The following is a 23,557-nucleotide window of genomic DNA, read 5'->3' on the forward strand; positions in this document are numbered from 1 at the left end:
TATTGTAGCGCCTTCGCGGCGCCGGTGAGCATGCGCGCCCACACATGCACGCCTGCAAATTGAAAAGGCATAAAAAAACGGAGACCGCGGTCTCCGTTTTTGTTCAGGCTGTCAAACCGCCTTATGCCAGCTTGCCGTGGCAAGCTTTGTATTTTTTACCGCTGCCGCAAGGGCATGGGTCGTTACGGCCCACTTTGACGCCCATGCTCACGCTCATGTCGTCAACGTTGTCCATATTGCCGCCGGCCGCAGGCGCCAGCAGTTCTTCCGGCGCCGCGTTCGGGTCGAATTCGGCGTGCTGGTAGTGCACGTTTTCCACGTGCGACTGCTGCATCGCCTGTTCGGCCGCATCGACTTCTTCGCGCGACTGGATACGTACCGTCATCACGTGTTTCGTGACGTCGTTCTTGATCATGTCGAGCATCTGGCCAAACAGTTCAAACGCTTCGCGCTTGTATTCCTGTTTCGGGTTCTTCTGCGCATAGCCGCGCAGGTGAATACCCTGGCGCAGGTGATCGAGTGCCGCCAGGTGTTCGCGCCAGTGGCTGTCCACGCTTTGCAGCATGACATTGCGCTCGAAGCCGCCAAACGATTCCTTGCCGACGATGTCGATCTTCGACTGGTACACGGCATCGGCCGCGGCCAGCACTTTTTCCAGGATCTCTTCGTCCGTCAGGGTCGAATCGGCTTCCAGCAATTGCTGCAGCGGCAAGTCGAGCTGCCATTCGCTGGCCAGGGTGTTTTCCAGGCCCTTGATATCCCACTGCTCTTCCACCGATTCGTGCGGCACGTACTCGTGTACCAGGTCGGTGAACACGCCGTGGCGCAGGGAAGCGATCATGTCCGAGATGTCGGTCGTTTCCAGCAGCTCGTTGCGCTGCTGGTAGATGACTTTACGCTGGTCGTTGGCGACGTCATCGTATTCCAGCAATTGCTTGCGGATGTCGAAGTTGCGCGCTTCGACCTTGCGCTGGGCCGATTCGATCGAACGCGAGACGATGCCTGCCTCGATCGGTTCGCCTTCCGGCATTTTCAAACGGTCCATCACGGCGCGCACGCGGTCGCCGGCGAAGATGCGCAGCAGCGCGTCGTCGAGCGACAAATAGAAGCGCGACGAACCGGGATCGCCCTGGCGGCCGGCACGGCCACGCAGCTGATTGTCGACGCGGCGCGATTCGTGGCGTTCGGTGCCGATGATGTGCAAGCCGCCCGCATTGACCACGTGGTCGTGCAGGGATTGCCATTCGTCGCGCAAGGTCTGCGACTGCGCTGCCTTGTCGGCGTCGCTCAGTTCAGCATTGGCTTCGATGAATTTGATCTGGTTCTCGACGTTACCGCCCAACACGATGTCCGTACCGCGACCGGCCATGTTGGTGGCGATGGTGATGGCTTTCGGACGGCCTGCCTGGGCGATGATTTCCGCTTCGCGCGCATGCTGCTTCGCGTTCAGCACGTTGTGCGGCAAACCGGCCTTGGTCAGGATGCCCGACAGCAGTTCCGAGTTTTCGATCGAGGTCGTACCGACCAGCACGGGCTGGCCGCGCTCGTAGCAGTCGCGGATGTCGTTCAACATCGCGTTGTATTTTTCCGCCGACGATTTGTAGACCTGATCCTGGCGGTCCTTGCGCTGCAGCGGACGGTTTTGCGGGATCACGACCGTTTCCAGGCCGTAGATTTCCTGGAATTCGTACGCTTCGGTATCGGCCGTACCGGTCATGCCGGCCAGCTTGGCGTACATGCGGAAGTAGTTCTGGAAGGTGATCGAGGCCAGGGTCTGGTTCTCGTTCTGGATCTTGACGCCTTCTTTCGCTTCGACGGCCTGGTGCAAGCCATCGGACCAGCGGCGGCCCGTCATCAGACGGCCCGTGAATTCATCGACGATCACCACTTCATTGTTCTGCACCACATAGTGCTGATCCTTGAAGTACAGCGCATGCGCGCGCAGGGCCGCATACAGGTGGTGCACGAGGGTGATGTTGGCCGAATCGTACAGCGACGCGCCTTCCGGCAGCAGGCCCATTTCCATCAGGATGCCTTCGGCCTTTTCGTGGCCCGCTTCCGTCAGCAGCACCTGGTGCGCTTTTTCATCTTTGGTGTAGTCGCCCGGCACGTCAACCTTGCCCTTGCCGTCCGGCGTTTCTTCGCCGATCTGCAGAGTCAGGCGCGCAGGCACTTCATTGATCTTGTGATACAGGTCCGTATGGTTCTCGGCCTGGCCCGAAATGATCAACGGCGTACGCGCCTCATCGATCAGGATCGAGTCGACTTCATCGACGATGCCGAAGTTCAGGCTGCGCTGCACGCGTTCGCGCGCTTCGTAGACCATATTGTCGCGCAAGAAGTCGAAACCGAATTCATTGTTGGTGCCATACGTGATGTCGGAGTTGTACGCCTGCTGCTTGGCGCTGTGCTCCATCTGCGACATGTTCACGCCAGTCGACAGGCCCAGCCATGCATACAGGCGGCCCATGGTCTCGGCATCGCGCTGCGCCAGGTAATCATTGACGGTGACGATATGCACGCCCTTGCCTGACAAGGCATTCAGGTAGGCTGGCAAGGTTGCCATCAGGGTCTTGCCCTCGCCCGTGCCCATCTCCGCGATCTTACCGAAATGCAAGACCATGCCGCCGATCATCTGCACATCGAAATGGCGCATGCGCAAGACGCGCTTGCTGGCCTCGCGGCAGACGGCAAATGCTTCCGGCAACAAGGCATCGAGCGATTCGCCAGCGGCGATACGTTCCTTGAAGGCAGGCGTTTTCGCTTGCAGCTCGGCATCCGACAGCTTTTCGATGGCCGGCTCGAGCGCATTGATCTCGCGTACCGTTTTTTGGTATTGCTTGAGCAGCCGCTGGTTGCGGCTACCGAAAATCTGGGTCAGTAATGACATGCTTGAATTCTTGAAAAAACGCCGTTAAAAAAAGCTCGGTAGGGAACAACGAGGTAGGTATCGCGTCACCGCACGGAGTTCGACTATGGCAAAAGACGATGATTTTATCATGCGTTCCCGACATGGTTGGGGTAATGCGCCATATAACAATAGCTTAATGACAAACAAATGGCAGAAATTGCGGACATTTTCCATACTGTAAGGCAATACGGCCAGCCCGCCTGCGCCGCACCTGCTGCTGCACTCGTCATGCGCGGGCGAGTGTGCTATGTTTCGGCCATGCGAACTCCCACTTATTCTCCGGCGCCGCGCCGCGGCTACGGCTTTGCCCGTTCAGGCCCGGCCGTCACGGGCGCAACCGATTTTCTGCGCGGCAACGCGACGATGGCCTCATTGATGCCCACCGTCACGCGCCTGGCCGCCTTGCAAAAAGATTGCGCCAAGGCCTTGCCGGCCATGTTCGAACACTGCGACATCCTGCAATTCGAGGGCGGCCAACTGGTGCTGGCCACACCGAACGCGGCGCTGGCGGCCAAGCTCAAGCAGCAATTGCCGAAGTTGCAAGGGGAACTGGAAAGAAAGGGCTGGCAGATTTCAGGCATCAAGCTGAAAGTGCAAGTCATCAAGAGCATCGCGCCCATCGTGCATACGCGGGCGCTGGTCTTGCCGGAAAAAGCCATGTCGGCCCTGGAAGAGCTGAGCACGGCCCTGCCCGCGTCGAAACAGAACGAGCAATTGATCGCGGCGCTGCGCAACATGGTGCGCCACCACCGGGAACCGAAGGACTGAGAATAACGGCGCTAAATTAACGCATATCGCGTAGGTCGGATTAGGCCCTTCGGGCCGTAATCCGACAACACCACGATCAGTGCCAACATGGTTGTCGGATTACGCGGGACGTCGCCCCGCTAATCCGCCCTACGTCAGCGACCACTCGCGTTCCATTTGACGGAGATACGATTGTGGCGCCGCCTCGTTCGTGTCGAACGAGACGATTTCATACGCATCGGGCTGTTCCAGCAGCGCCAGCAGCAGCTGGTTGTTCAGCGCGTGGCCGGACTTGTGCGCCGTGTAGTAGGCGAGCAAGGGGTGGCCGACCAAGTACAGGTCGCCGATGGCGTCGAGGATCTTGTGGCGCACGAACTCGTCTTCGTAGCGCAAGCCATCGGCGTTGAGGATGCGGTACTCGTCCATGACGATGGCGTTTTCCAGCGAACCGCCACGGGCCAGGCCCATGCCGCGCAAGCTTTCCACGTCCTGCATGAAACCGAAGGTGCGCGCGCGCGCCACGTCGTGCACATACGACACGTCGCCGAAGTCGACCGAGGCGCGCTGCATCGTGCCATCGACGGCCGGGTGGTTGAATTCGATGAAGAAATCAAGCTTGAAGCCGTCGTATGGCGACAAACGCGCCCATTTCTCCGCGTCACCCTTGCCGTGACGCACTTCCACGGGCTTCACGACCTTGATGAATTTCTTCGCCGCCTGCTGCTCTTCCACGCCAGCCTGCTGCAGCAGGTAGACGAAGGACGAGGCGGAACCGTCCATGATGGGAATTTCTTCCGCATTCACGTCGATATACATATTGTCGATCCCCAGGCCCGCCGCCGCCGACATTAGATGCTCCACGGTGGACACCCTGGCGCCATCCTTGATCAGCACGGAAGCCATGCGCGTGTCGCCCACGGCCATGGCGCTGGCGGGAAACTCGACGATGGGATCGAGGTCGATGCGGCGAAACACGATGCCCGTGTCGATCGCGGCAGGACGCAGGATCAGCTCGACCTTGGTGCCGGAATGCAAACCGACACCGATGGTGCGGACCTGTTGTTTGATGGTGCGTTGTTTTAACATGGCACGATTATATCCAGTTGCGGCGTGGAATGCTGACCGGCAAAGAAATGCTAGGGATGCTCACTTTCCACATGCACGGCTTCGCGCCGCACCAGGTAGATGCCGCTGGCGATAATGATCGCCGCGCCAAGCAAGGTATAGCGATCCGGCAGCGCCTGCCACAGCAGCCAGTCTATCGCCACGCCCCAGGCCAGCGCCGTGTACTCGAACGGCGCCACGATTGACGCCTTGCCGGTGCTGAAGGCCTTGGTGATCGCCAACTGCCCGAAGAAGCCTGACAGCGCCAGCACCATCAAGATCGAGCCGTGTTCGGCACGCACAGGCACCCAGATATTCCACGCCAGCGTTACTGCGCCAATCGACATCAGCGTCAGCAGCCAGAACATCATCGCCTCGGTGCTGTCGGTGCGCGCCAGCACGCGCGCGCTGATGGCCGACACGGCGTAGCAGGCAGCTGCCACCAGAATCGCCAGCCCGCCCAGCGACAGGAAGCCGGTGCCTTCGGGGCGCAGCACCACCAGCACGCCCAGCAGGCCGACGCCAATCGCCACCCACTGCCCGCGGCCCACGTGCTCCTTCAGCACCCACACCGACAGCGCCGTGATCAAAGCCGGCGCGATGAAGAAGATCGAATATGCCTCGGCCAGCGACAGCGACTTCAGCCCGAAGGCAAAGGTGGTCAGCATGGCGATGCCGAGTGCGGCGCGCAACAGGTGCATTGGCCAGCGTATGCGGAAGATGCCCTTGAACGCACCGCGGTACAGCATGTAGCCGCACAGCAGTGGCAACGAACTGAGCGAGCGCATCGCCGTGACCTGCGTGGCGGGATAATGGGCAGACAGCAGCTTCATGGCGGTATCCATGCACGAGAACATGGCGACCGCAATCAGCATCGCATAGATGCTGTGCAGATTTTCTTGACGAGAAGACAGGGAATGCTCCTTGACGACCGGTCCGGGGCGGACCACTGGGAACGTCATTATGGCGACGTCCGGAGCCAGCACAGCGGAGGCGCTGCCGGGATTGATTATAGCAAGCCGGCCAGCTCATCAGGGGCGACGACGAAAACAGTGCCTGGATCAAGTACTGCCGCAATCGCGGCGGCGGTGCCTGAAATGCTTGATCCACGTCATCGTTTTTTTAAAAGATGCATGTAAAATGCTTGTTTATAATTTTGCAACGATGGAGAACGAGAGATGGACAGCAAGAAGATAGATACCACCAACGACACGCCGTCGAGCCGCCGCGGCTTTCTCGGCAAGAGCGCCGCACTGGGCCTGGCAGGCGTCACGTTGGGCCTGGCCGGCTGCAAGGAGGAAGCTGCCGCCGGTGGCAAGAGCGCTGCCGCACCGGCCGCACATCACGGCACCGAGATCGCGCCAGGCCAGCTGGACGACTACTATGCTTTCATCAGTTCCGGCCATTCGGGCGAAGCGCGGGTGCTCGGCCTGCCTTCCGGACGCACGCTCAAGCGCATCCCGGTGTTCAACGTCGATTGCATGGTCGGCTGGGGTATTACCAATGAATCGAAAGCCATCATCGGCACCAAGCCCGACGGCACGCTGAAATACATCACCGGCGACACCCACCACGTCCACGGTAGCTACAAGAACGGCACGTATGACGGCCGCTGGCTGTTCATCAACGACAAGCTGCATTCACGCGTGGCGCGCATCCGCATGGACACCATGGAATGCGACAAGATCACCGAACTGCCGAATGTGGCCGGCTTCCACGGCCTGTTCCCTGACAAGCGCGATCCGGTCGACCAGAAGATTGACTACACCACCCGCGTGTTCTGCGGCGCCGAATTCCATATCCCGCTGCCGAACGACGGCCGCGACCTGGACAATCCGGACAAGTGGGGTGCGTTGTTCAGCTGCGTCAGCGCAGAGACCATGGAAGTGATGTGGCAGGTGCGCGTTGACGGCAATATGGATCTGTGCGCCACCTCGTACGACGGCAAGCTGGCCGCCTGCAACCAGTACAACGTGGAAAACGCCGCCGACCTGAACGGCATGATGGCGGCCGAGCGCGATGCCTGCGTGTTCCTGCATATCGAACGCGTCGAGGCCTTGGTCAAGGCAGGCAAGTTCACCACCATCGGCAGTTCCAAGGTCCCCGTGGTCGATGGCCGCAAGGCTGCCAACGCCGATCCGAAAAGCGCGATCTCGCTGTACGTCCCGGTCAGCAAGAACCCGCATGGCGTCAACGCCAGCCCGGACGGAAAATACTTCGTCTGCTCCGGCAAGCTGTCGCCGACCGCCACCGTGATTGAATTGAGCAAGGTGCTGCAGTGGTTCGACGGTAACGTCAAGGATCCGCGCGACACCGTGGTGGCCGAACCGGAAATCGGCCTCGGCCCGCTGCACACCGCCTTCGACGGCAGGGGCAACGCCTATACCTCGCTGTTCCTCGACAGCCAAGCCGTCAAATGGAATGTGGATGCAGCCATTGCCCAGTTCAAGGGCGACAAAAACGCCAAGGTCATCATCGAGAAGCTGGACGTGCACTACCAGCCGGGCCATAACTACTCATCGATGGGTGAAACCAGGGAAGCTGACGGCAAATACCTCAACTCCGGCAACAAGTTCTCCAAGGACCGCTTCCTGCCAGTCGGCCCGCTGCATCCTGAAACCGAACAGTTGGTGGACATCAGCGGCGCCAGCATGAAGCTGATAGCCGATCACACTGCCTACCCGGAACCGCACGATGGCATTATCGTGCGCCGCGACGTGGTCAAGACGCGCCAGATCCACACCATGACCGACTTCCCGAATGCCGTCACGCCGGAAAACGCCGGCATCGAGCGCAAGGGCAACAAGGTGCATGTGCGTCTGATGTCGCAAGCGCCGGCGTTCAGCATGCCGGTCATCAAGGTCAAAAAAGGCGATGAAGTCACGCTCACCCTGACCAACTACGACAAGGTCGAAGATTTAACCCACGGTTGCGCCATCCCGACCTACAACATCAACTTTATCGTCAATCCGCAGGAAACCAAGTCGGTCACTTTCAAGGCCGATCACGCCGGTGCGTTCTGGTTGTATTGCACGCACTTCTGCCACGCCCTGCATCTGGAAATGCGTAGCCGTTTCCTGGTTGAAGCCTGAGTTGTCCCGCAAGTCCATGCCGGCTGATGCGTCAGCCGGCATGGCATATTCTCATGACGACTACTTTAAAAACCTTGTTCAATTCGCTGGCGTCGTGCTTGATGTTACTGGCTATGCTGGCACCGCCCATCGCCGCCGCCAACATCTACGACGCTGAACTTTCCTCCGAACTGTTGCACGGCGCCGACCTGTGCGCGCATGCCGCCTGCCGCGACGTGATGCCGCAAGCGCAGCGCTTCTCGCAGCGCATGGGTTCTCCACGCTATGTGCAAGCGCTGGACGCCGGCGGCAAGCTCGTTGGCTACGTTTTCCTGTCAACCGACGTGGTGGACATTCCCGCCTATTCCGGCAAGCCGGTCATTACACTGATCGGCATGGACACCGCAGGCATCATTACCGGCGTGCGCGTGATCAAGCATTCCGAACCGATCCTGCTGGCCGGCATACCGGAATCGGCGCTGCTCAAGTTCATCGGACAATATGTCGGCCTGCGCGGTGACGCCAGGCTGGAAATTGGCCGTGGCGGCGATGGCAGCGTGGGATTGGACGCGATCAGCGGCGCCACCGTGACGGCCATCGCCGAGAACCAGGTAATTTCCCGCAGCGCCTATGAGATCGGCCGCCAGGTCGGCATCTTCACTGCGGCGGCGCGGCCGCCAGCCCGCTTCACGCCGCTCGACGAGCGCCTCAACTGGGGCAAGCTGGCCGACGAGGGCTCGGTCGGCCGCCTGACGATCACCGCGCGCGAAGTCGGCGCCGACAGCGCACGCGGCGACTACATCGATCTCTACTTCGGCTACCTCAACACGCCGACGCTGGGCAACAGCCTGCTGGGCGAGGACAACTACCAGCGCCTGATGCGCGACCTCAAGCCGGACGAGCATGCGATCTTCGTCATCGCCAGCGGCCAGACCTCGTTCAAGGGCTCGGGCTTTGTGCGCGGCGGCATCTACGACCGCATCCAGGTGCGGCAAGATCCTGAAACCTACACCTTCCGCGATACCGACTATCTCAATCTGTATCACCTGCAGCCCGGCGATGTGCCCCAATACCGCGAATCGGGCATCTTCATCGTCCGCTCGAAACACTTCAATCCGGCGTGGCCTTGGACGCTAACGCTGCTGGTCAATCAGTTGGACGCCAAGGGCGCCAAGACCTTCACCCACTACGACCAGACATACTGGCTGCCGGCCCGCTATCTGGAAGGCGGCCATCCGAAAGTGGTGACGGCGCGCCCGGCGTGGCAAAACATCTGGCTGGACCGGATTGCGCAAATCGGCTTCTTCGTCGCCACCCTGTTGTTTACCGCCATCTGGTACGCACGACGCGACCGGCTGGTGCGTGCATCGACGCGCAAGCACAAGCCTTTGATCAGCTGGCCGCGGCTGGTGCTGTGGATCATCAGCGCCGGCTTCATCGGTTTCTACCTGAAGGCGCAGCCCAGCATCACGCAGATCATGACCTGGCTCCATTCGCTGATCCATCAATGGCGCTGGGAGCTGTTCCTGTCCGATCCCTTCATCTTCCTGTTCTGGTGGTTCATCATCATCACGGTGCTGATCTGGGGACGCGGCCTGTTCTGCGGCTGGTTATGTCCATTCGGCTCGCTGCAGCACCTGATGCTGAAACTCGGTTCCGCCATCGGCCTGAAACGCTGGCAGAAACTGCTGCCAAAACCACTGCACGACAAGCTGCGCTGGCTGAAGTACGTCATCTTCTTCGGCCTGATCGGCGTATCCCTGTTCTCAATGGAGACGGCCGAACATCTGGCCGAAATCGAACCCTTCAAGACCACTTTCCTGGTCGGCGTATGGAACCGCAGCTGGCCATTCTGGCTCTTTATCGGCGCCATTCTGGGCCTGTCGCTGTTCAGCGAGCGCCCCTACTGCAAATACCTGTGCCCGATGGGCGCGGGCCTGGCGCTGCCCGGCAAGTTCCGTCTGTTCGGTCTGAAGCGCAAGGCAGAATGCACCAGCTGCCACGCCTGCGCCGCCGGTTGCGGCTCGCACGCCATCGACAGCCAAGGCAAAATCGATCAGATGGAATGCATGCTGTGCCTGGACTGCATGGTGATGTACTACGACGATCACGCCTGTCCACCCCTGGTGAAAGAGCGCAAGCGGCGCGCTGCCAAGGGCGAAGCGCTGACGCGTATCGGCGCCGACGGCTACTTCCTTACGCTCGACAGCTTGCGCTCAACGCTGCCGTCGCAAGGCAAGGAAGACGCATGAGGCTGGCGCCTTCCGCCCTGCTGGCGCTGATGCGCGCGCTGGTGCTGGCAGTCATATTGGCCGGCTATGGGACGGGCCTGGCCGCCGCCGTGCTGGAAGTGGCGCCGGGCACGTCGATCAATGCGGCCATCGCCAGTGCGCAGAAAGGCGACACACTGCTGATCGCACCCGGCAGGTATAACGAACACGTGCTGGTCGACAAGGCGCTGACGCTGCAAGGGCGCAGCCATCCCACCATCAGCGGCCGAGGGCACGGCGACACCATCCGCATCACCGCCCCCGACGTCACCCTGATCGGTCTGGTCGTGATCGACAGCGGCGCGGACCTCACTGCGCAGAACGCCGGCATTTATATCGTACCTGGCGCGCATCGCGTACAGATCAACAACTGTCGACTGGTCGCCAACCTGTTCGGCATCTGGCTGCAAGGCGTTGACGATGCGCGCTTGCTGAACAACACCATCACCGGTCGGCGCGACCTGCAATCGGCGCAGCGCGGCAATGGCATCCAGGTGTACGACACGCGCGGAGCGCGCGTCACCGGCAACGAAATCAGCGGCACGCGCGACGGCATCTATGTCGACGTCTCGCGCGACGCGCAATTTCGCCACAACCGCATCCACCATGTCCGCTACGGCACGCACTACATGAACACCCACCACAGTACTTGGGAAGACAACGAGGTATATCTGAGCCGGGCCGGGCTGGCGCTGATGGAGGTGCGCAGCCTGACCGTGCGCCGCAATATCGCGTGGGGCAATACCGATCACGGCATCATGCTGCGCACCATCCAGGACTCGCTGATCGAAGACAACGTGGTGGCCGGCAACGACCGTGGTTTTTTCATCTATGACGCCGAGTACAACACGCTGCGCCACAACCTGATCATCAATAACCGCACCGGCGTGCACCTGTCGGCCGGCTCGTCGAACAACCAAGTCGATGGCAACGACTTCATCGGCAACCAGGAGCAGGTGCGCTTTGTTGCCGCGCGCGATGTCGAATGGGGCAAACAGGAAGGCAACTACTGGAGCAATTACAACGGCTGGGACCAGAACGGCGACGGCCAGGGTGACGTGGCGTATGAAGCGAACGACCTGGTTGACCGTCTGAACTGGCAATACCCGCTGCTCAAGCTGCTCGGCGCCAGCCCCGCGCTGCAGACGCTGCGCTTTGCCGCGCGTCAGTTTCCGCTGCTGCGCGCGCCAAGCGTAGTCGACCGCCATCCGCGCATGCGCCCGCTCTCACAGAATTGGAAGAAATGGAATGACATCGCTCCCCGCATCGAATACAACTGAAGCCGCCGTCAGCCTGCGCGGCATCCGGCATCGCTACGGCGCGCTCACAGTGCTGCAGGACGTCAGCTTTGACATCGCCCATGGCGCCATGTTCGGCCTGATCGGCCACAATGGCGCCGGCAAGAGCACGCTATTCAAGCTGATGCTCGGTCTGATCACGCCCTGCGCCGGCACGCTGCACGTACTGGGCCAGAACGCGGCCGAACCTGCCTTTCGCCAGACGCGCCGGCGCGTCGGCTATCTGCCGGAAAGTTTTCTCACCTACGATAACCTGAGTGGCCAGGAAGTACTGCACTTTTTTGCGGACTTGAAGCACATTGCGCGCGCTGCTTGCGCACCGTTGCTCGACCTGGTGGGCCTGACGCATGCCGCCGCGCGGCCGGTACAGGGGTACTCCAAGGGCATGCGCCAGCGGCTCGGCCTGGCGCAGGCTCTGCTGGGCGAGCCGGACCTGATCTTCCTCGATGAGCCGACCAACGGATTGGACCCGCAAGGCATCGCCGACTTTTACGCCATCTTGCGCACCGCGCAGGACCGCGGCGCCACCATCGTCATCACCTCACACATCCTGGCAGAGATCGAGCACAGGGTCGACCAGCTGCTCATCATGCAGAGCGGCACGGTGGCCGCGCAAGGCACGCTGAGGCAGTTGCGGACGGGTACCCATGCGCCCCGGATGCTGACCATTACCGCCACGATTGCGCCTGCGCTGCAGGCGGGCGTGCGCGCGGCGCTGGCCGCGTTGCCGCTGGAGCTGACGCTGGAGGTGCATGGCGAACAGCTGCACGTGCGCTGCGCCAGGGCCGACAAGATGGCGGTGCTGCGCCAGCTGGCCGCTTGCGCCGACGACATCGCGATTCAGGAATCGACATTGGAACAAGTATTTCTCGGCTACGGAGGCACTCATGCGCGCACGCATTGAATGGCGCCAGGTCGGCGTGCTGGCCGCAAAAGAATGGCGTGAGCGGCTGCGCAACCGCTGGGTGCTGGCCGTGGCGCTGGTGTTTGCCTTCTTCGCACTGGCCATCGCCTACTTCGGCGCAGCCCAGCAGGGACAGGTTGGTTTCCACGGCATCGACGCCACTATCGCCAGCCTGTCCAGCCTGGTGATCTATCTGGTGCCGCTGATCGCCCTGATACTCGGCTATGACGCGATTGTCGGCGAGCGTGAGCGCGGCGCGCTGGAACTGCTGCTGTCGATGCCGGTGACGCCGCTGGAAGTGCTGCTCGGTAAGTATCTCGGCCTGGCGGCGGCGCTCACCAGCGCCACCGCGATCGGCTTTGGCGCCGGCCTGCTGCCGCTGTTCTCGCAACTGACTGTGGCCGAGGGCTGGCGCTACGCCCAATTCGTCGCCAGCGCCGTGCTGATGGGACTGGCCTTCCTCAGCATTGCCATGCTGGTATCGGTCAGCACCCGCGACCGCGTCCGCGCCAGCGGCATTGCACTGGCGCTGTGGTTCCTGTTCGTGCTGGTGTTCGACCTGCTGCTGATGGGGGTGATGGTGCTCAGCCAGGGCCAGCTCGGTAGCGGCCTGTTCGCCGCCATGCTGATGCTGAACCCGGCCGACGTATTTCGCCTGCTGAACGTGTTCAGCTCGGACCAGGCGCAAGCCATGTATGGCCTGGCCACCGTGATGCCGCAAGGCTGGACCCACCCGGCGCTGCTGTCGGGCGTGATGCTAGCCTGGATTTTTTTACCGTTTTCTATCGCACTCAGGAGATTTTCATGACTATTTTCCACCTGCGCAGGAGCGCGCTGGCCGCACTGGCCACCCTTGCGCTGGCCGCCTGCACGTACAGCGCCACCAACCTGCCAGCCATTGATCCGTCCGACGAAGCCGCGTGTGCGCTGGACGGCATGCTGCTGCGCGACTTCCCTGGGCCGAAAGCGCAGGTTCGCTTCGCCGACGGGAAGACCAGCTACTTCTGTGACGTAAAAGAACTGCTCGGTGAAATGCTGGCGCCGGAACAGCGTCGCGCCACCAGCGCCTTCTACGTGCAGGACATGGGCAGCGCCAACTGGCAACAGCCGCAAGGCCACTGGATCGGGGCACACGACGCGCTCTATGTATTAGGCAGCAAGGCGCAGGGCTCGATGGGCCCGGCCATCGCCTCGTTCAGCCGGCAGGTGGACGCGGAAGCGTTTGTTCGCAAGGAAGGCGGCCGCGTGCTGCGCTTCAAGCAGATCACGCCGGCCCTGCTGAACGAAGCCAGCGGCGCCATGCCGACGCACGCCATGGCGCATTGAAACACCACCGCCTGGGCCGGCATTGCCGTTCGGCGGAAAGCGCCGGTCCGTTTTTACCCCGGCATTTGCCGACTTACTTTTGAAAAGAGACAGACCATGAAGAAACTACTTGCACTGGCAGCAATGCTGGCAGCCATCACCTCTGCCACCAGCGCCGCCGCGCCGGACGCCGCCAAGGTTGAGAAAACCTACTCCACCACCTGCCTGGCCTGCCACGGCAGCGGCATCATGGGCGCGCCCAAGGTTGGCGACAAGGCGGGATGGAAACCGCGTATCGCCAAAGGCAAGCCGGCGCTGTACCTGAGCGCCATCAACGGTGTGAAAATGATGCCGCCACGCGGCGGCAATCCAGGCCTGAAGGATGATGAAGTGAAAGCACTGGTCGACTACATGGTCGCCAAGAGCAATTAAGACTGCTGGCCGCCGCCTGCGCGCGGCGGCCACACCCGGAGATATTCCATGTTCACCCGCACGCTGCTGGCGCTACTGCTGTTCCTGACTGCTTGTTCCGGCGAGGAACGCCTCTACAAAACCCGGGGCCACGTGTTCGGCACCACGGTCGACATCACCATCTACGGTGGTTCGCAGCAGCGCGCCGACCTGCTTGGCGCCGAGGTATTGAGAGAATTCGATCGCCTGCACCGTAAATTCCACGCGTGGGAGCCAAGCATGCTCACCGCCCTCAACGACAGCATCGCCAAAGGCGAGCCAATGCGCGCCGACGCTGAAATGGTCGGCCTGCTAAAATCGGCCGAGAAGCTGTCAGTGCGTTCCGGCCTGCTGTTCAACCCCACCATTGGGCATCTGATCAGGCTGTGGGGCTTCCAGAAAAACGACATCGGCGCGCAGGGACCGCCGGCCGCCGGGATCAAGCGCTGGGTCGACGCGCGGCCATCGCTGTCCGACCTGCGCTACAACGGCAACATCATCAGCAGCGTCAACCCTGCCGTCATGATCGACCTCGGCGGCTACGCCAAAGGTTACGCGCTCGACCGCGCCGCCGCGCTGCTGCGCGAAGCGCACGTCAAGGCGGCGCTGGTCAACATCGGTGGCAACGTCATCGCCATAGGCCAGCCCGGTGAACGACCGTGGCAGGTCGGCATCCGCGATCCGCGTGGCGCCGGGACAGTTGCGCAGATCGCTTTGCGCGACAACGAAGCGATCGGCACCAGCGGTGACTATGAACGCTACTTCATGAAGGACGGCAAGCGCCGCCCGCACATTATCGACCCGCGCAGCGGCTACCCGATCGATCTGGTCGCTTCGGTCACCATCATCGCCAGCGGCGGGCGCGACCCTGGCCTGCGCTCGGACGGCCACTCCAAACCGCTGTTCATCACCGGCCCCCGAGACTGGCAAGCGATGGCGGAAAAACTCGACCTGAAAGAAGTGCTGATGGTTGACGCCCAGCGTAATGTCCACATGACAGCAGCCATGCAAGCGCGCATTGCAGGTGCAGAGCGGCACGAGCACGCCGGGACCTGGCAAGCACGCGAGTGACGTCTACGACACAGGCAACAGCATCACCAGCTTCAGTTCATGCTGGCGCGCCAGGTGCAAGGTCACCTGGTTGAATGCCAGCAGCCCCTGTTGCGCATGCTGGAACTGGCGCAAGCCGCCATCGCGGCCCTGCACCTGCTGCGCGCCCCACCACCGGCGAAAGTCCGCACTGGCGCCGGCCAGTTCCGCGATCAGGCCGGCCAGCGGCGCCTGGTCCGCCTGCCGGCCGATATCGGCGCGGAACTCCGCCACCAGCCGCTGTGCCCGCTCGGGCCAGCCGACGACCAGGTCGCGCGCTCCAGGCTCCAGGAACATGAAGCGCAACTGGTTCGGTGCGCCGTCCCCGGCCTGCAGCCAGCCCGCAAACAAGGTGGACGCGGCGCCGTTCCACGCCACGGCGTTCCATGCGCGGTCGAGGATGTAGGCGGGCGCGTCAATGGCGGACACGATGGCGGCCAGTTCGGCGCTGGCAGGCCCACCGCCCTCGCCTGTCGCGTGGCTGGGGTCGTGCTTGTCGGCCACCTCGAACAGATAGGCGCGCTCGGCCGCGCTCAGCTGCAGCACCTGCGCCAGGCGGGCCAGCATCTTGGCCGACGCCGACACGGGCCGCCCCTGCTCCAACCACGTCAGCCACGTGGGACTGACGTCGCACAGCTGCGCCAACTCTTCGCGCCGCAAGCCCGGCGTGCGCCGCCTCCCGCCGCCGGGCAAGCCAGCCATGACGGGGGTGACGGCTTCGCGCCTGGCGCGGATGAATTCAGCAAGTTTATTCGACATGACATGGATGCATGGTAGTGAATATACCAGTATAAATTATGGTCTTGTTACAGGATAATTTTATCCTTATTCTGCAGGAACTCACCCATCAACAGGAGAAAACCATGCAGCAGCACGATGTCGTTACCGAACAGTTTGGCAAAATGGCCAACGCCTACCTGAGCAGCGCTGTCCACGCGCAAGGCGCCGACCTGGTGCTGATGCAGGAATGCGCGCGCCGCCACGGCAAGCCCGTCGTCCTGGACCTGGGCTGCGGCGCCGGCCACGCCAGCTTTGCCGTCGCCCCCGTGGCGCAATCGGTGGTCGCCTACGACCTGGCGCAGCCCATGCTCGACGTCGTCGACCACGCGAAGGTGCAGCGCGGCTTGCACAACATCAGCACGCAACAGGGCGACGTGGCGCGCCTGCCGTTTGCCGACGCCAGCTTCGACATGGTCGTCACGCGCTTTTCCGCGCACCACTGGAACGACGTGGCTGCGGCCCTCGCGGAAGCGTGGCGCGTGCTGCGTCCGAACGGCACCTTGCTGGTGGTCGACATCGTCGCGCCGAAAACGGCCCTGTACGACAGCACCTTGCAGGCGGTGGAAATGCTGCGCGATGCTTCCCACGTGCGCGACTACCGCACCTGCGAATGGGGCGCCAAATTCAACAACGCGGGATTCACGCACAGCTTGCGCAGCGTGTGGAAACTGACGATGCAGTTCGACGAATGGGTGGCGCGCATGCGCACACCAAGCGAAAGAGTGGCAGCCATCCGCAACCTGTTCGATGGCGCGCCCGAGGAAGCGCGCCGGTATTTCGCGCTGCAGGACGACTATTCGTTCAGCATCGATGCGGCCATGTTCGAGGCGACAAAACCGGTGGTGCAATAAAAAAAACGGCGCCAACATGGCGCCGTTTTTTTACATCGTAGGTCGGATTAGCGCGTAGCGCGTAATCCGACAACACCACGAAGGCGTCAACAATATTGTCGGATTACGGCGCTTTGCGCCTAATCCGACCTACGCCACGATTATTTCAGCTGGCCCAGCAGCGTCTCGGCATTCGACACTTCAAACTTGCCGCCCTGCTCGACGTTCAATTGCGTCACGACGCCATTGTCGACCAGCATCGAGTAGCGCTGCGAGCGCGTGCCCATGCCGTGCTTGGAGAAATCGGCGTCCAGGCCCAGTGCCTTGCTGTAGGCAGCATTGCCGTCAGCCATCATGCGCACGACGCCGGTGGCTTTCTGGTCGCGGCCCCAGGCGCCCATCACGAACGCATCGTTGACGGAGATGCACCAGATTTCATCGACGCCCTTGGCTTTCAGGTCGGCAGCGTGCTGCACGTAGCCTGGCACGTGCTGTGCGGAGCAGGTCGGGGTGTAGGCGCCTGGCAGGCCGAAGATGGCGATCTTCTTGCCCTTGACCAGGTCTTGCACGTTGAACGTGTTCGGGCCCAGTGCGCAACCTTCGGTTTCGCTTTCGATGAATTCGGCCAGGGTGCCTTCTGGCAGGGTGTCGCCGATCTTGATGGTCATGTTGACTCCTTGTGTACTGTCGGTTGAGGGTTCTGCCGGCATGATGCCGACACTGCGCGATAGTATGCCTGACTTGCCGTATTTGTGCAGAAAATGGCCGGAAAGGCAAAGTCAAAAGTCAAAAGCCGGCAAAAAAAACGGCGACCCTCAGGCCGCCGTCATCGTTGCATACATCAGATCACCTTTTCCATATTGAAGCGCATGAAAAATGCTCAGGGCAAGGCGCATGGCCGAAGACAGTACGAATGTACGGCAAGGCTATGCAACGCCGCCATGGGCTTTTTTCACTGCACTTAATCGGCTTGTTTGCGCAGGAAGGCTGGAATGTCGTACGTCTCCATGCCATTCTTTTCCATCGCGCGCACTTGCTCGGAAGCCGATTCGCGGCGCCATACTGCCGGCGCCTTCATGCCGTCGAAACCGGCGGCCGGCGTGGCCACGCCTACCGTCGTCGTCGCCGCTTGCGCGCTACCCATGGCGGCCGACGGGGTCAGCGGGCTGTTGTGGGTACCGGTGCGCAGCACTTGCTGCGGTACCAGCTGGATGTTCTTCTTGGCGCGGCCCAGGCCCGTGGCCACCACGGTCACGCGGATGTCGTCGCCCATGGCGTCGTCGTAGGCGATACCTTGCGCGATCGACGCGTCCGGCGCGGCAAACGCGCGCACGGCAGCCATGACTTCCTTGATCTCTTTACCTTTCAAGCCACGGCTGGCCGTGACGTTGACCAGCACGCCGCGCGCGCCGGACAGATCGATGCCATCGAGCAGCGGCGAAGCGACAGCCTGTTCGGCGGCGATGCGCGCGCGGTCGACGCCGGACGCCGTCGCCGTACCCATCATGGCCTTGCCCTGCTCGCCCATGATGGTTTTCACGTCGTTGAAGTCGACGTTGATATGGCCAGGCACGTTGATGATCTCGGCAATGCCGGCCACCGCGTTGTTGAGCACGTCATCGGCGTGCTGCATCCATTCCAGCATGCTTTCGTCTTCGTAGATCTCTTCCAGCTTTTCGTTGAGGATGATGATCAGCGAATCGACGTGCAGGGACAGCTGCTCCAGGCCTTCGTCGGCGATGTCCATGCACTTCTGGCCTTCGTACGAGAATGGCTTGGAAACCACGGCCACCGTCAGCGCGCCCAGTTCCTTGGCCACTTCGGCCACGATGGGGGCGGCGCCCGTACCGGTGCCGCCGCCCATGCCGGCGGCGATGAAGACCATGTGCGCGCCGCGCAGCGAATCGGCGATGCGCGTGCGCGACTCTTCGGCCAGCTGGCGGCCGACGGCAGGCTTCATGCCTGCGCCCAGACCGGTATCGCCGATCTGGATGATGTTGTGGGCCTTCGATGTCGACAGGGCCTGTGCGTCGGTGTTGGCGGCAATGAACTCCACGCCCGACATGCCTTTGTTGATCATGTGTTGGACTGCATTGCCACCCGCACCGCCGACGCCGACGACCTTGATGACGGTACCTAAAGCTGTGTTATCGACCATATCGAACTCCATGATGTGCTCCTATCAGATGCGGTTTCCAAGCGCCAGGCCTCATATTGGTAGGAGAACTGGAGATTGAAAACTGCGGTTAAATATAAAATTAAGTTATGTGTGTGTACCTGCGATGCTGCCAAAAAACCTGTACTGCCGGGCGTAAATCATGCCCTTAAAAATTCCCTAAAAACCATTCCTTCATGCGCTGCCAGACTGCCTTCACCGAGCCGTCCTGACGCGTCACGATGTGGCCGCGCAGGTATTGCTTCTTCGCCTCAAGCAGCAGGCCCAATACCGTGGCATAGCGCGGACTGCGCACCACGTCGGCCAGCTGGCCCCGATACTCGGGCGTGCCAAGGCGCGCCGGTTTCAGGAAAATGTCTTCCGCCATTTCCACCATGCCGGGCATGATGGACGTGCCGCCCGTGAGCACGATGCCCGAGGACAGCACGCCTTCGTAACCGGATTCGCGCACCACCTGGTGCACCATGGCGAACAGCTCCTCGACGCGCGGCTCGATCACTGCCGCCAGCGCCTGGCGCGACAGGTTGCGCGGGCCGCGGTCGCCCAGGCCAGGCACCTCCAGCGATTCGCCGGGGTCGGCCAGGACCTGCTTGGCCACGCCATAGCGGATCTTGATTTCTTCCGCTTCCGCGGTCGGGGTGCGCAAGGCCATGGCGATGTCGTTGGTGATCTGGTCGCCGGCGATGGGAATGACTGCCGTATGGCGGATCGCGCCATCGGAGAATACCGCCACATCGGTCGTGCCGCCGCCGATGTCGATCAGCACCACGCCCAGTTCCTTCTCGTCGGGCGTGAGCACGGCATCGGCGGACGCCATCGGCTGCAGAATCAGGTCCGACACTTCCAGGCCGCAGCGGCGCACGCACTTGACGATGTTCTGCACCGCCGACACGGCGCCGGTGACGATATGCACCTTCACCTCCAGGCGGATGCCGCTCATGCCGATAGGCTCGCGCACATCTTCCTGGCTGTCGACGATGAACTCTTGCGGCACCGTGTGCAGCAATTGCTGATCGGTCGGAATGTTAACCGCTTTTGCCGTCTCGATGACGCGCGCCACGTCGGTCGCCGTCACTTCCTTGTCCTTGATGGCCACCATGCCGCTGGAATTGAAGCTGCGGATATGGCTGCCCGCAATGCCCGCGTACACATTGCGGATCTTGCAGTCGGCCATCAGCTCGGCCTCTTCCAGCGCGCGCTGGATGGACTCCACCGTGGCCTCGATATTGACCACCACGCCCTTTTTCAGGCCCTTCGATTCGTGCTGGCCCAGCCCGATCACTTCGTGGCGCCCGTCGGACATCACTTCGGCTACCACCGCCACCACTTTCGAGGTGCCGATGTCGAGGCCGACGATCAGGTTTTTCGCGTCTTTTGTCATTTCTTTCGCCTAGTTTTTTGGGCTATTAATTAATTGGGTATTCGGTTAAGCCGGTTTTTTAATCGGACTGCTGTTTTTCTTCTTGATCACTGGCTTGCCATCCTTGCCTTCGGCCGGTATCACCAGGCCGGCGGAACTGAGCGCCAGGCCATTCTGGTAGCGCATATCGATCGTGTCGATATTTTCCAGCCGGCTCGCCAGTTGCGGGTAGATGCCCACCAGCCGGTCGACCCGCGCCTTCAGGGTCGTATGATTCTGCTCGCGTCCCAGCGCCACGCTCATGCCGTTATTCAGTTTCACTGTCCACGCATAGCGGCTCGACAGCGACAGGGTTTCCGGCACCATCTTCAGCGGCGCAAACCACTTTGCCAGCTGCACGTAGGTGGCCAATACTTCTTTTTCGCTGCCATCGGGACCGGCAAACGCAGGCAATTCATGGTCGTCTTCGGCTTCGGCCACGTTCGCCGTAAACACGTCGCCCTTGACCGACAGCAGGCGTCCATCCTCGCCCCAGGTGCCCAGCGCTTCGTGTTCTTCCAGCGCCACGATCAGCTGGTTCGGCCACTCGCGCCGCACGCTGGCACGGCGTACCCAGGGCACCGATTCGAACACGCCGCGCACGCTATCGAGGTTGGTCGTGAAAAAATTGCCCTTGATGCGGCCCAAAGTGCCGCTGCGCAGGGTCAGGTAATTCACGTGGCGCAAGCCGTTGTCGTCCGCGCTTTCCACCTTGATCGTGCGCAGGTCGAACATGGGACGCTGCGACACCCACCAGACGCCGGCGGCCACGCACACGACCAGAACCGCGGCCAGCAAGCCGTTGGCAGTCGTATTGAGGCTTTTAGCGTCATGCCACATATCAGTGCTGTCCCTTGTGCATTTTCAGACGCGCGCCAGCGACGATTTCCAGGCACAGGTCTTCATAGCTAATGCCCACCGCGCGCGCCGCCATCGGCACGAGCGAGTGCCCCGTCATGCCGGGCGAGGTATTCACTTCCAGCAGGAACAGCTTGCTGTCGGCCGCGCGCATCAGCACGTCGACCCGTCCCCAGCCTTCGCAACCAAGGGCGCGGTAGGCCGCCACGGCGATGCGTTCCATCTCCGCCACGATTGCCGGGTCCAGCTGCGGCGGGCAGAAATACTGCGTGTCGTCCGTGAAGTACTTGTTCTGGTAATCGTAATTGCCTTGCGGCGCGACGATCTCGATCGGCGGCAGCGCACGCGCAGTGGCGCCCTTGCCCAGGATCGCGACGGTGAATTCGCGGCCCTTGACGAATTCCTCGGCCAGCACCGAATCATCGAGACCGGCGGCGATGTCGTAGGCTGCCTGGAAGGCGCCCGCCTCGTTGACCGTGGTGATACCGATGCTCGAGCCTTCATGCGGCGGCTTGACGATCAGCGGCAAGCCCAGTTCTGCGGCGACCTTGGCCAGGTCGGAGCTGTCATCGAGCACCGCGTACTTTGGCGTCGGCAGTTGATGCATCAGCCAGATCATCTTGGTGTAAATCTTGTCCATGCCCACCGCGCAAGCCATCACGCCGCTACCCGTGTAGGGAATGCCCAGCTGTTCCAGCGCGCCCTGCAGGCTGCCGTCTTCGCCGAAGCGGCCGTGCAGCGCGATGAAGACGCGGTCGAATTTTTCAGCGGCCAGTTCGGCCAGGCTGCGTTCGCCCGTGTCGAACGCGTGCGCGTCCACGCCGCGGCTTGTCAACGCGGCCAGCACGCCCGTGCCGGACATCAGCGACACTTCGCGCTCGGCCGAGCTGCCGCCGAACAGGACGCCTACCTTGCCCAATTGTTTTACATCGATAGCTGAAGCTTGGTTCACATCAGGCCTTTACAGTGTTGGATGGATACGTAGTCAGTTGTTGCGGGATGCCGCTGATGGAGCCCGCGCCCATGGTCAGCACGACGTCGCCGTCGCGCGCCACGCTCATGATGGTATCGGCCATGTCCTTCATGGACTCGACGAAAATCGGTTCGATCTTGCCGCGCGCGCGCAGCGCATGCGCCAGGGCGCGGCCGTCGGCGGCGACGATGGGCGCTTCGCCCGCCGCATACACTTCGGACAAGAGCAGCACGTCGGGCGCGCCCAGCACCTTGACGAAATCCTCGAACAGGTCGCGCGTGCGGCTGTAGCGGTGCGGCTGGAACGCCAGCACGAGGCGGCGGCCAGGATAGGCGGCGCGCGCGGCGGCCAGGGTCACTTCCGTTTCCACCGGATGGTGGCCGAAATCGTCGACCAGCGCGAAGCTGCCGCCGTTCGGCAGCGCCACGTCGCCATAGCGCGTGAAGCGGCGGCCCACGCCGGAAAACTCGGCCAGGCCCTGCTGCGTGGCGCTGTCGGCGATGCCGATTTCGCGCGCGATGGCGATCGCCGAGCAGGCATTCTGCACATTGTGCATGCCGGGCTGGTTCAGCACCACATCCAGATCCGGATAGCCTTCCTGCAGCACGGTGAAATGCATTTCCAGGCCCACGGCGCGCGCGTTGATGGCGCGCACTTGCGCGTCTTCCGCGAAACCATAGGTGGTGACGGGCTTGGTGACGAACGGGATGATGGCGCGCACGTGCGGATCGTCGATGCACAGCATGGCGCGGCCATAGAAAGGCAAGCGGTGCGTGAACTGCACGAAGGCCTGCTTGAGCTTTTCGAAATCGTGCTCGTAGGTGTCCATGTGATCGGCGTCGATATTCGTGATCACTTCGATCATCGGCGTCAGGTTCAAGAACGAGGCGTCCGATTCATCGGCTTCGGCCACGAGATAGTCGCCCGAGCCCAGCTTGGCGTTCGCGCCGGCGCTGGTCAAACGGCCGCCGATGACGAAAGTCGGGTCGAGACCGCCCTGCGCCAGCACAGAAGCGACCAGGCTGGTCGTCGTCGTCTTGCCGTGGGTGCCGGCAATCGCAATGCCGCGTTTCAAACGCATCAACTCGCCCAGCATCACGGCGCGCGGCACCAGCGGGATCTTGCGCGCGCGCGCGGCCGCCACTTCCGGATTGTCTTGCGGGACGGCGCCCGACGTCACCACCGCATCGGCGTCGCCGATGTTCTCGGCCGCGTGGCCGAGCATGACGGTCGCGCCCAGGCTCGCCAGGCGCTGCGTCGCCGCATTGCTGCCCAGGTCGGAGCCCGACACCTTGTAGCCGAGGTTGACCAGCACTTCGGCGATGCCGCTCATGCCGCTGCCGCCAATGCCGACAAAGTGGATATTGTTTACTTTATGCTTCACAGAGCTAA

General features: G+C 62.1%; 20 protein-coding genes. 10 read left to right on the plus strand and 10 right to left on the minus strand.

All coding sequences use genetic code 11. The features are described from left to right. Positions 1–121: 121 nt before the first annotated feature. Complete coding sequence (gene secA / locus SKZ59_RS25620; protein WP_319993353.1) at positions 122–2,890, minus strand: preprotein translocase subunit SecA; 2,769 nt, start codon at positions 2,888–2,890, stop codon at positions 122–124. Between the two features lie 279 nt (positions 2,891–3,169). Here secA and SKZ59_RS25625 point away from each other — a divergent pair, with 279 nt between their 5' ends. Further along, the gene (locus tag SKZ59_RS25625) at positions 3,170–3,679 is read left to right on the plus strand and encodes a DciA family protein (protein ID WP_034748833.1); all 510 of its coding nucleotides are present in this window, start codon (positions 3,170–3,172) and stop codon (positions 3,677–3,679) included. A gap of 129 nt (positions 3,680–3,808) precedes the next feature. On the opposite strand, the gene lpxC is transcribed toward SKZ59_RS25625, so the two are convergent. Further along, positions 3,809–4,744 carry a UDP-3-O-acyl-N-acetylglucosamine deacetylase gene (lpxC, locus tag SKZ59_RS25630; protein WP_034748834.1) on the minus strand — a complete coding sequence of 312 codons (936 nt, stop codon included), beginning with the start codon at positions 4,742–4,744 and terminating at the stop codon, positions 3,809–3,811. 50 nt (positions 4,745–4,794) lie between these two features. Continuing rightward, positions 4,795–5,637, minus strand: a complete 843-nt coding sequence (locus SKZ59_RS25635; RefSeq protein ID WP_034748837.1) for a DMT family transporter — start codon at positions 5,635–5,637, stop codon at positions 4,795–4,797. A gap of 303 nt (positions 5,638–5,940) precedes the next feature. Between SKZ59_RS25635 and nosZ the strand changes: the two genes are divergently transcribed. The 8 genes from nosZ (at position 5,941) to SKZ59_RS25675 (ending at position 15,131) form a co-directional block, all read left to right on the plus strand. Beyond that, entirely contained in the window at positions 5,941–7,854 is a 1,914-nt protein-coding gene (gene nosZ, locus SKZ59_RS25640; protein ID WP_034748840.1) for a TAT-dependent nitrous-oxide reductase, read from the plus strand. Between the two features lie 53 nt (positions 7,855–7,907). After that, positions 7,908–10,085, plus strand: a complete 2,178-nt coding sequence (locus tag SKZ59_RS25645; protein ID WP_319993354.1) for a 4Fe-4S binding protein — start codon at positions 7,908–7,910, stop codon at positions 10,083–10,085. Between the two features lie 20 nt (positions 10,086–10,105). Next, the gene (locus SKZ59_RS25650) at positions 10,106–11,383 is read left to right on the plus strand and encodes a nitrous oxide reductase family maturation protein NosD (protein WP_413774606.1); all 1,278 of its coding nucleotides are present in this window, start codon (positions 10,106–10,108) and stop codon (positions 11,381–11,383) included. After that, entirely contained in the window at positions 11,352–12,305 is a 954-nt protein-coding gene (locus SKZ59_RS25655) for an ABC transporter ATP-binding protein (protein ID WP_319993355.1), read from the plus strand. Before SKZ59_RS25650 ends, SKZ59_RS25655 begins: the two co-directional genes overlap by 32 nt. Then, positions 12,289–13,113 carry an ABC transporter permease gene (locus SKZ59_RS25660; protein WP_200872998.1) on the plus strand — a complete coding sequence of 275 codons (825 nt, stop codon included), beginning with the start codon at positions 12,289–12,291 and terminating at the stop codon, positions 13,111–13,113. Before SKZ59_RS25655 ends, SKZ59_RS25660 begins: the two co-directional genes overlap by 17 nt. Continuing rightward, positions 13,110–13,631, plus strand: a complete 522-nt coding sequence (locus SKZ59_RS25665; RefSeq protein ID WP_070305655.1) for a nitrous oxide reductase accessory protein NosL — start codon at positions 13,110–13,112, stop codon at positions 13,629–13,631. The genes SKZ59_RS25660 and SKZ59_RS25665 overlap by 4 nt, the downstream gene beginning before the upstream one ends. A gap of 96 nt (positions 13,632–13,727) precedes the next feature. Beyond that, positions 13,728–14,042, plus strand: coding sequence for a c-type cytochrome (locus SKZ59_RS25670; protein ID WP_072456930.1), 315 nt, complete (start codon positions 13,728–13,730; stop codon positions 14,040–14,042). A gap of 48 nt (positions 14,043–14,090) precedes the next feature. Then, a complete protein-coding gene (locus SKZ59_RS25675) occupies positions 14,091–15,131 on the plus strand; it encodes an FAD:protein FMN transferase (RefSeq protein ID WP_319993356.1) in 1,041 nt (346 codons plus the stop codon). A gap of 3 nt (positions 15,132–15,134) precedes the next feature. Here SKZ59_RS25675 and SKZ59_RS25680 read toward each other — a convergent pair whose 3' ends face one another. After that, the gene (locus tag SKZ59_RS25680) at positions 15,135–15,908 is read right to left on the minus strand and encodes a helix-turn-helix transcriptional regulator (protein ID WP_319993357.1); all 774 of its coding nucleotides are present in this window, start codon (positions 15,906–15,908) and stop codon (positions 15,135–15,137) included. Between the two features lie 104 nt (positions 15,909–16,012). Here SKZ59_RS25680 and SKZ59_RS25685 point away from each other — a divergent pair, with 104 nt between their 5' ends. Next, a complete protein-coding gene (locus SKZ59_RS25685) occupies positions 16,013–16,780 on the plus strand; it encodes a class I SAM-dependent methyltransferase (RefSeq protein ID WP_319993358.1) in 768 nt (255 codons plus the stop codon). A gap of 140 nt (positions 16,781–16,920) precedes the next feature. On the opposite strand, the gene SKZ59_RS25690 is transcribed toward SKZ59_RS25685, so the two are convergent. The 6 genes from SKZ59_RS25690 to murC all read right to left on the minus strand — a co-directional run bounded on the left by SKZ59_RS25690 (position 16,921) and on the right by murC (position 23,549). Beyond that, positions 16,921–17,427, minus strand: a complete 507-nt coding sequence (locus SKZ59_RS25690; protein ID WP_070305663.1) for a peroxiredoxin — start codon at positions 17,425–17,427, stop codon at positions 16,921–16,923. Between the two features lie 293 nt (positions 17,428–17,720). Beyond that, the gene (ftsZ, locus tag SKZ59_RS25695; RefSeq protein WP_034748865.1) at positions 17,721–18,929 is read right to left on the minus strand and encodes a cell division protein FtsZ; all 1,209 of its coding nucleotides are present in this window, start codon (positions 18,927–18,929) and stop codon (positions 17,721–17,723) included. Positions 18,930–19,083: 154 nt separating this feature from the next. Continuing rightward, a complete protein-coding gene (gene ftsA / locus SKZ59_RS25700) occupies positions 19,084–20,316 on the minus strand; it encodes a cell division protein FtsA (protein WP_010394955.1) in 1,233 nt (410 codons plus the stop codon). A gap of 45 nt (positions 20,317–20,361) precedes the next feature. Further along, positions 20,362–21,174, minus strand: a complete 813-nt coding sequence (locus SKZ59_RS25705) for a cell division protein FtsQ/DivIB (RefSeq protein WP_319993359.1) — start codon at positions 21,172–21,174, stop codon at positions 20,362–20,364. Position 21,175: 1 nt separating this feature from the next. Continuing rightward, positions 21,176–22,144 (minus strand): D-alanine--D-alanine ligase, encoded by a 969-nt coding sequence (locus tag SKZ59_RS25710; protein ID WP_319993360.1) that lies wholly within the window; start codon positions 22,142–22,144, stop codon positions 21,176–21,178. A gap of 1 nt (position 22,145) precedes the next feature. After that, entirely contained in the window at positions 22,146–23,549 is a 1,404-nt protein-coding gene (gene murC / locus SKZ59_RS25715; RefSeq protein ID WP_058050719.1) for a UDP-N-acetylmuramate--L-alanine ligase, read from the minus strand. Between the last annotated feature and the right edge of the window lie 8 nt (positions 23,550–23,557).

Source organism: Janthinobacterium sp. GMG2 (assembly GCF_033949445.1).
Lineage (GTDB): Bacteria > Pseudomonadota > Gammaproteobacteria > Burkholderiales > Burkholderiaceae_D > Janthinobacterium > Janthinobacterium aestuarii.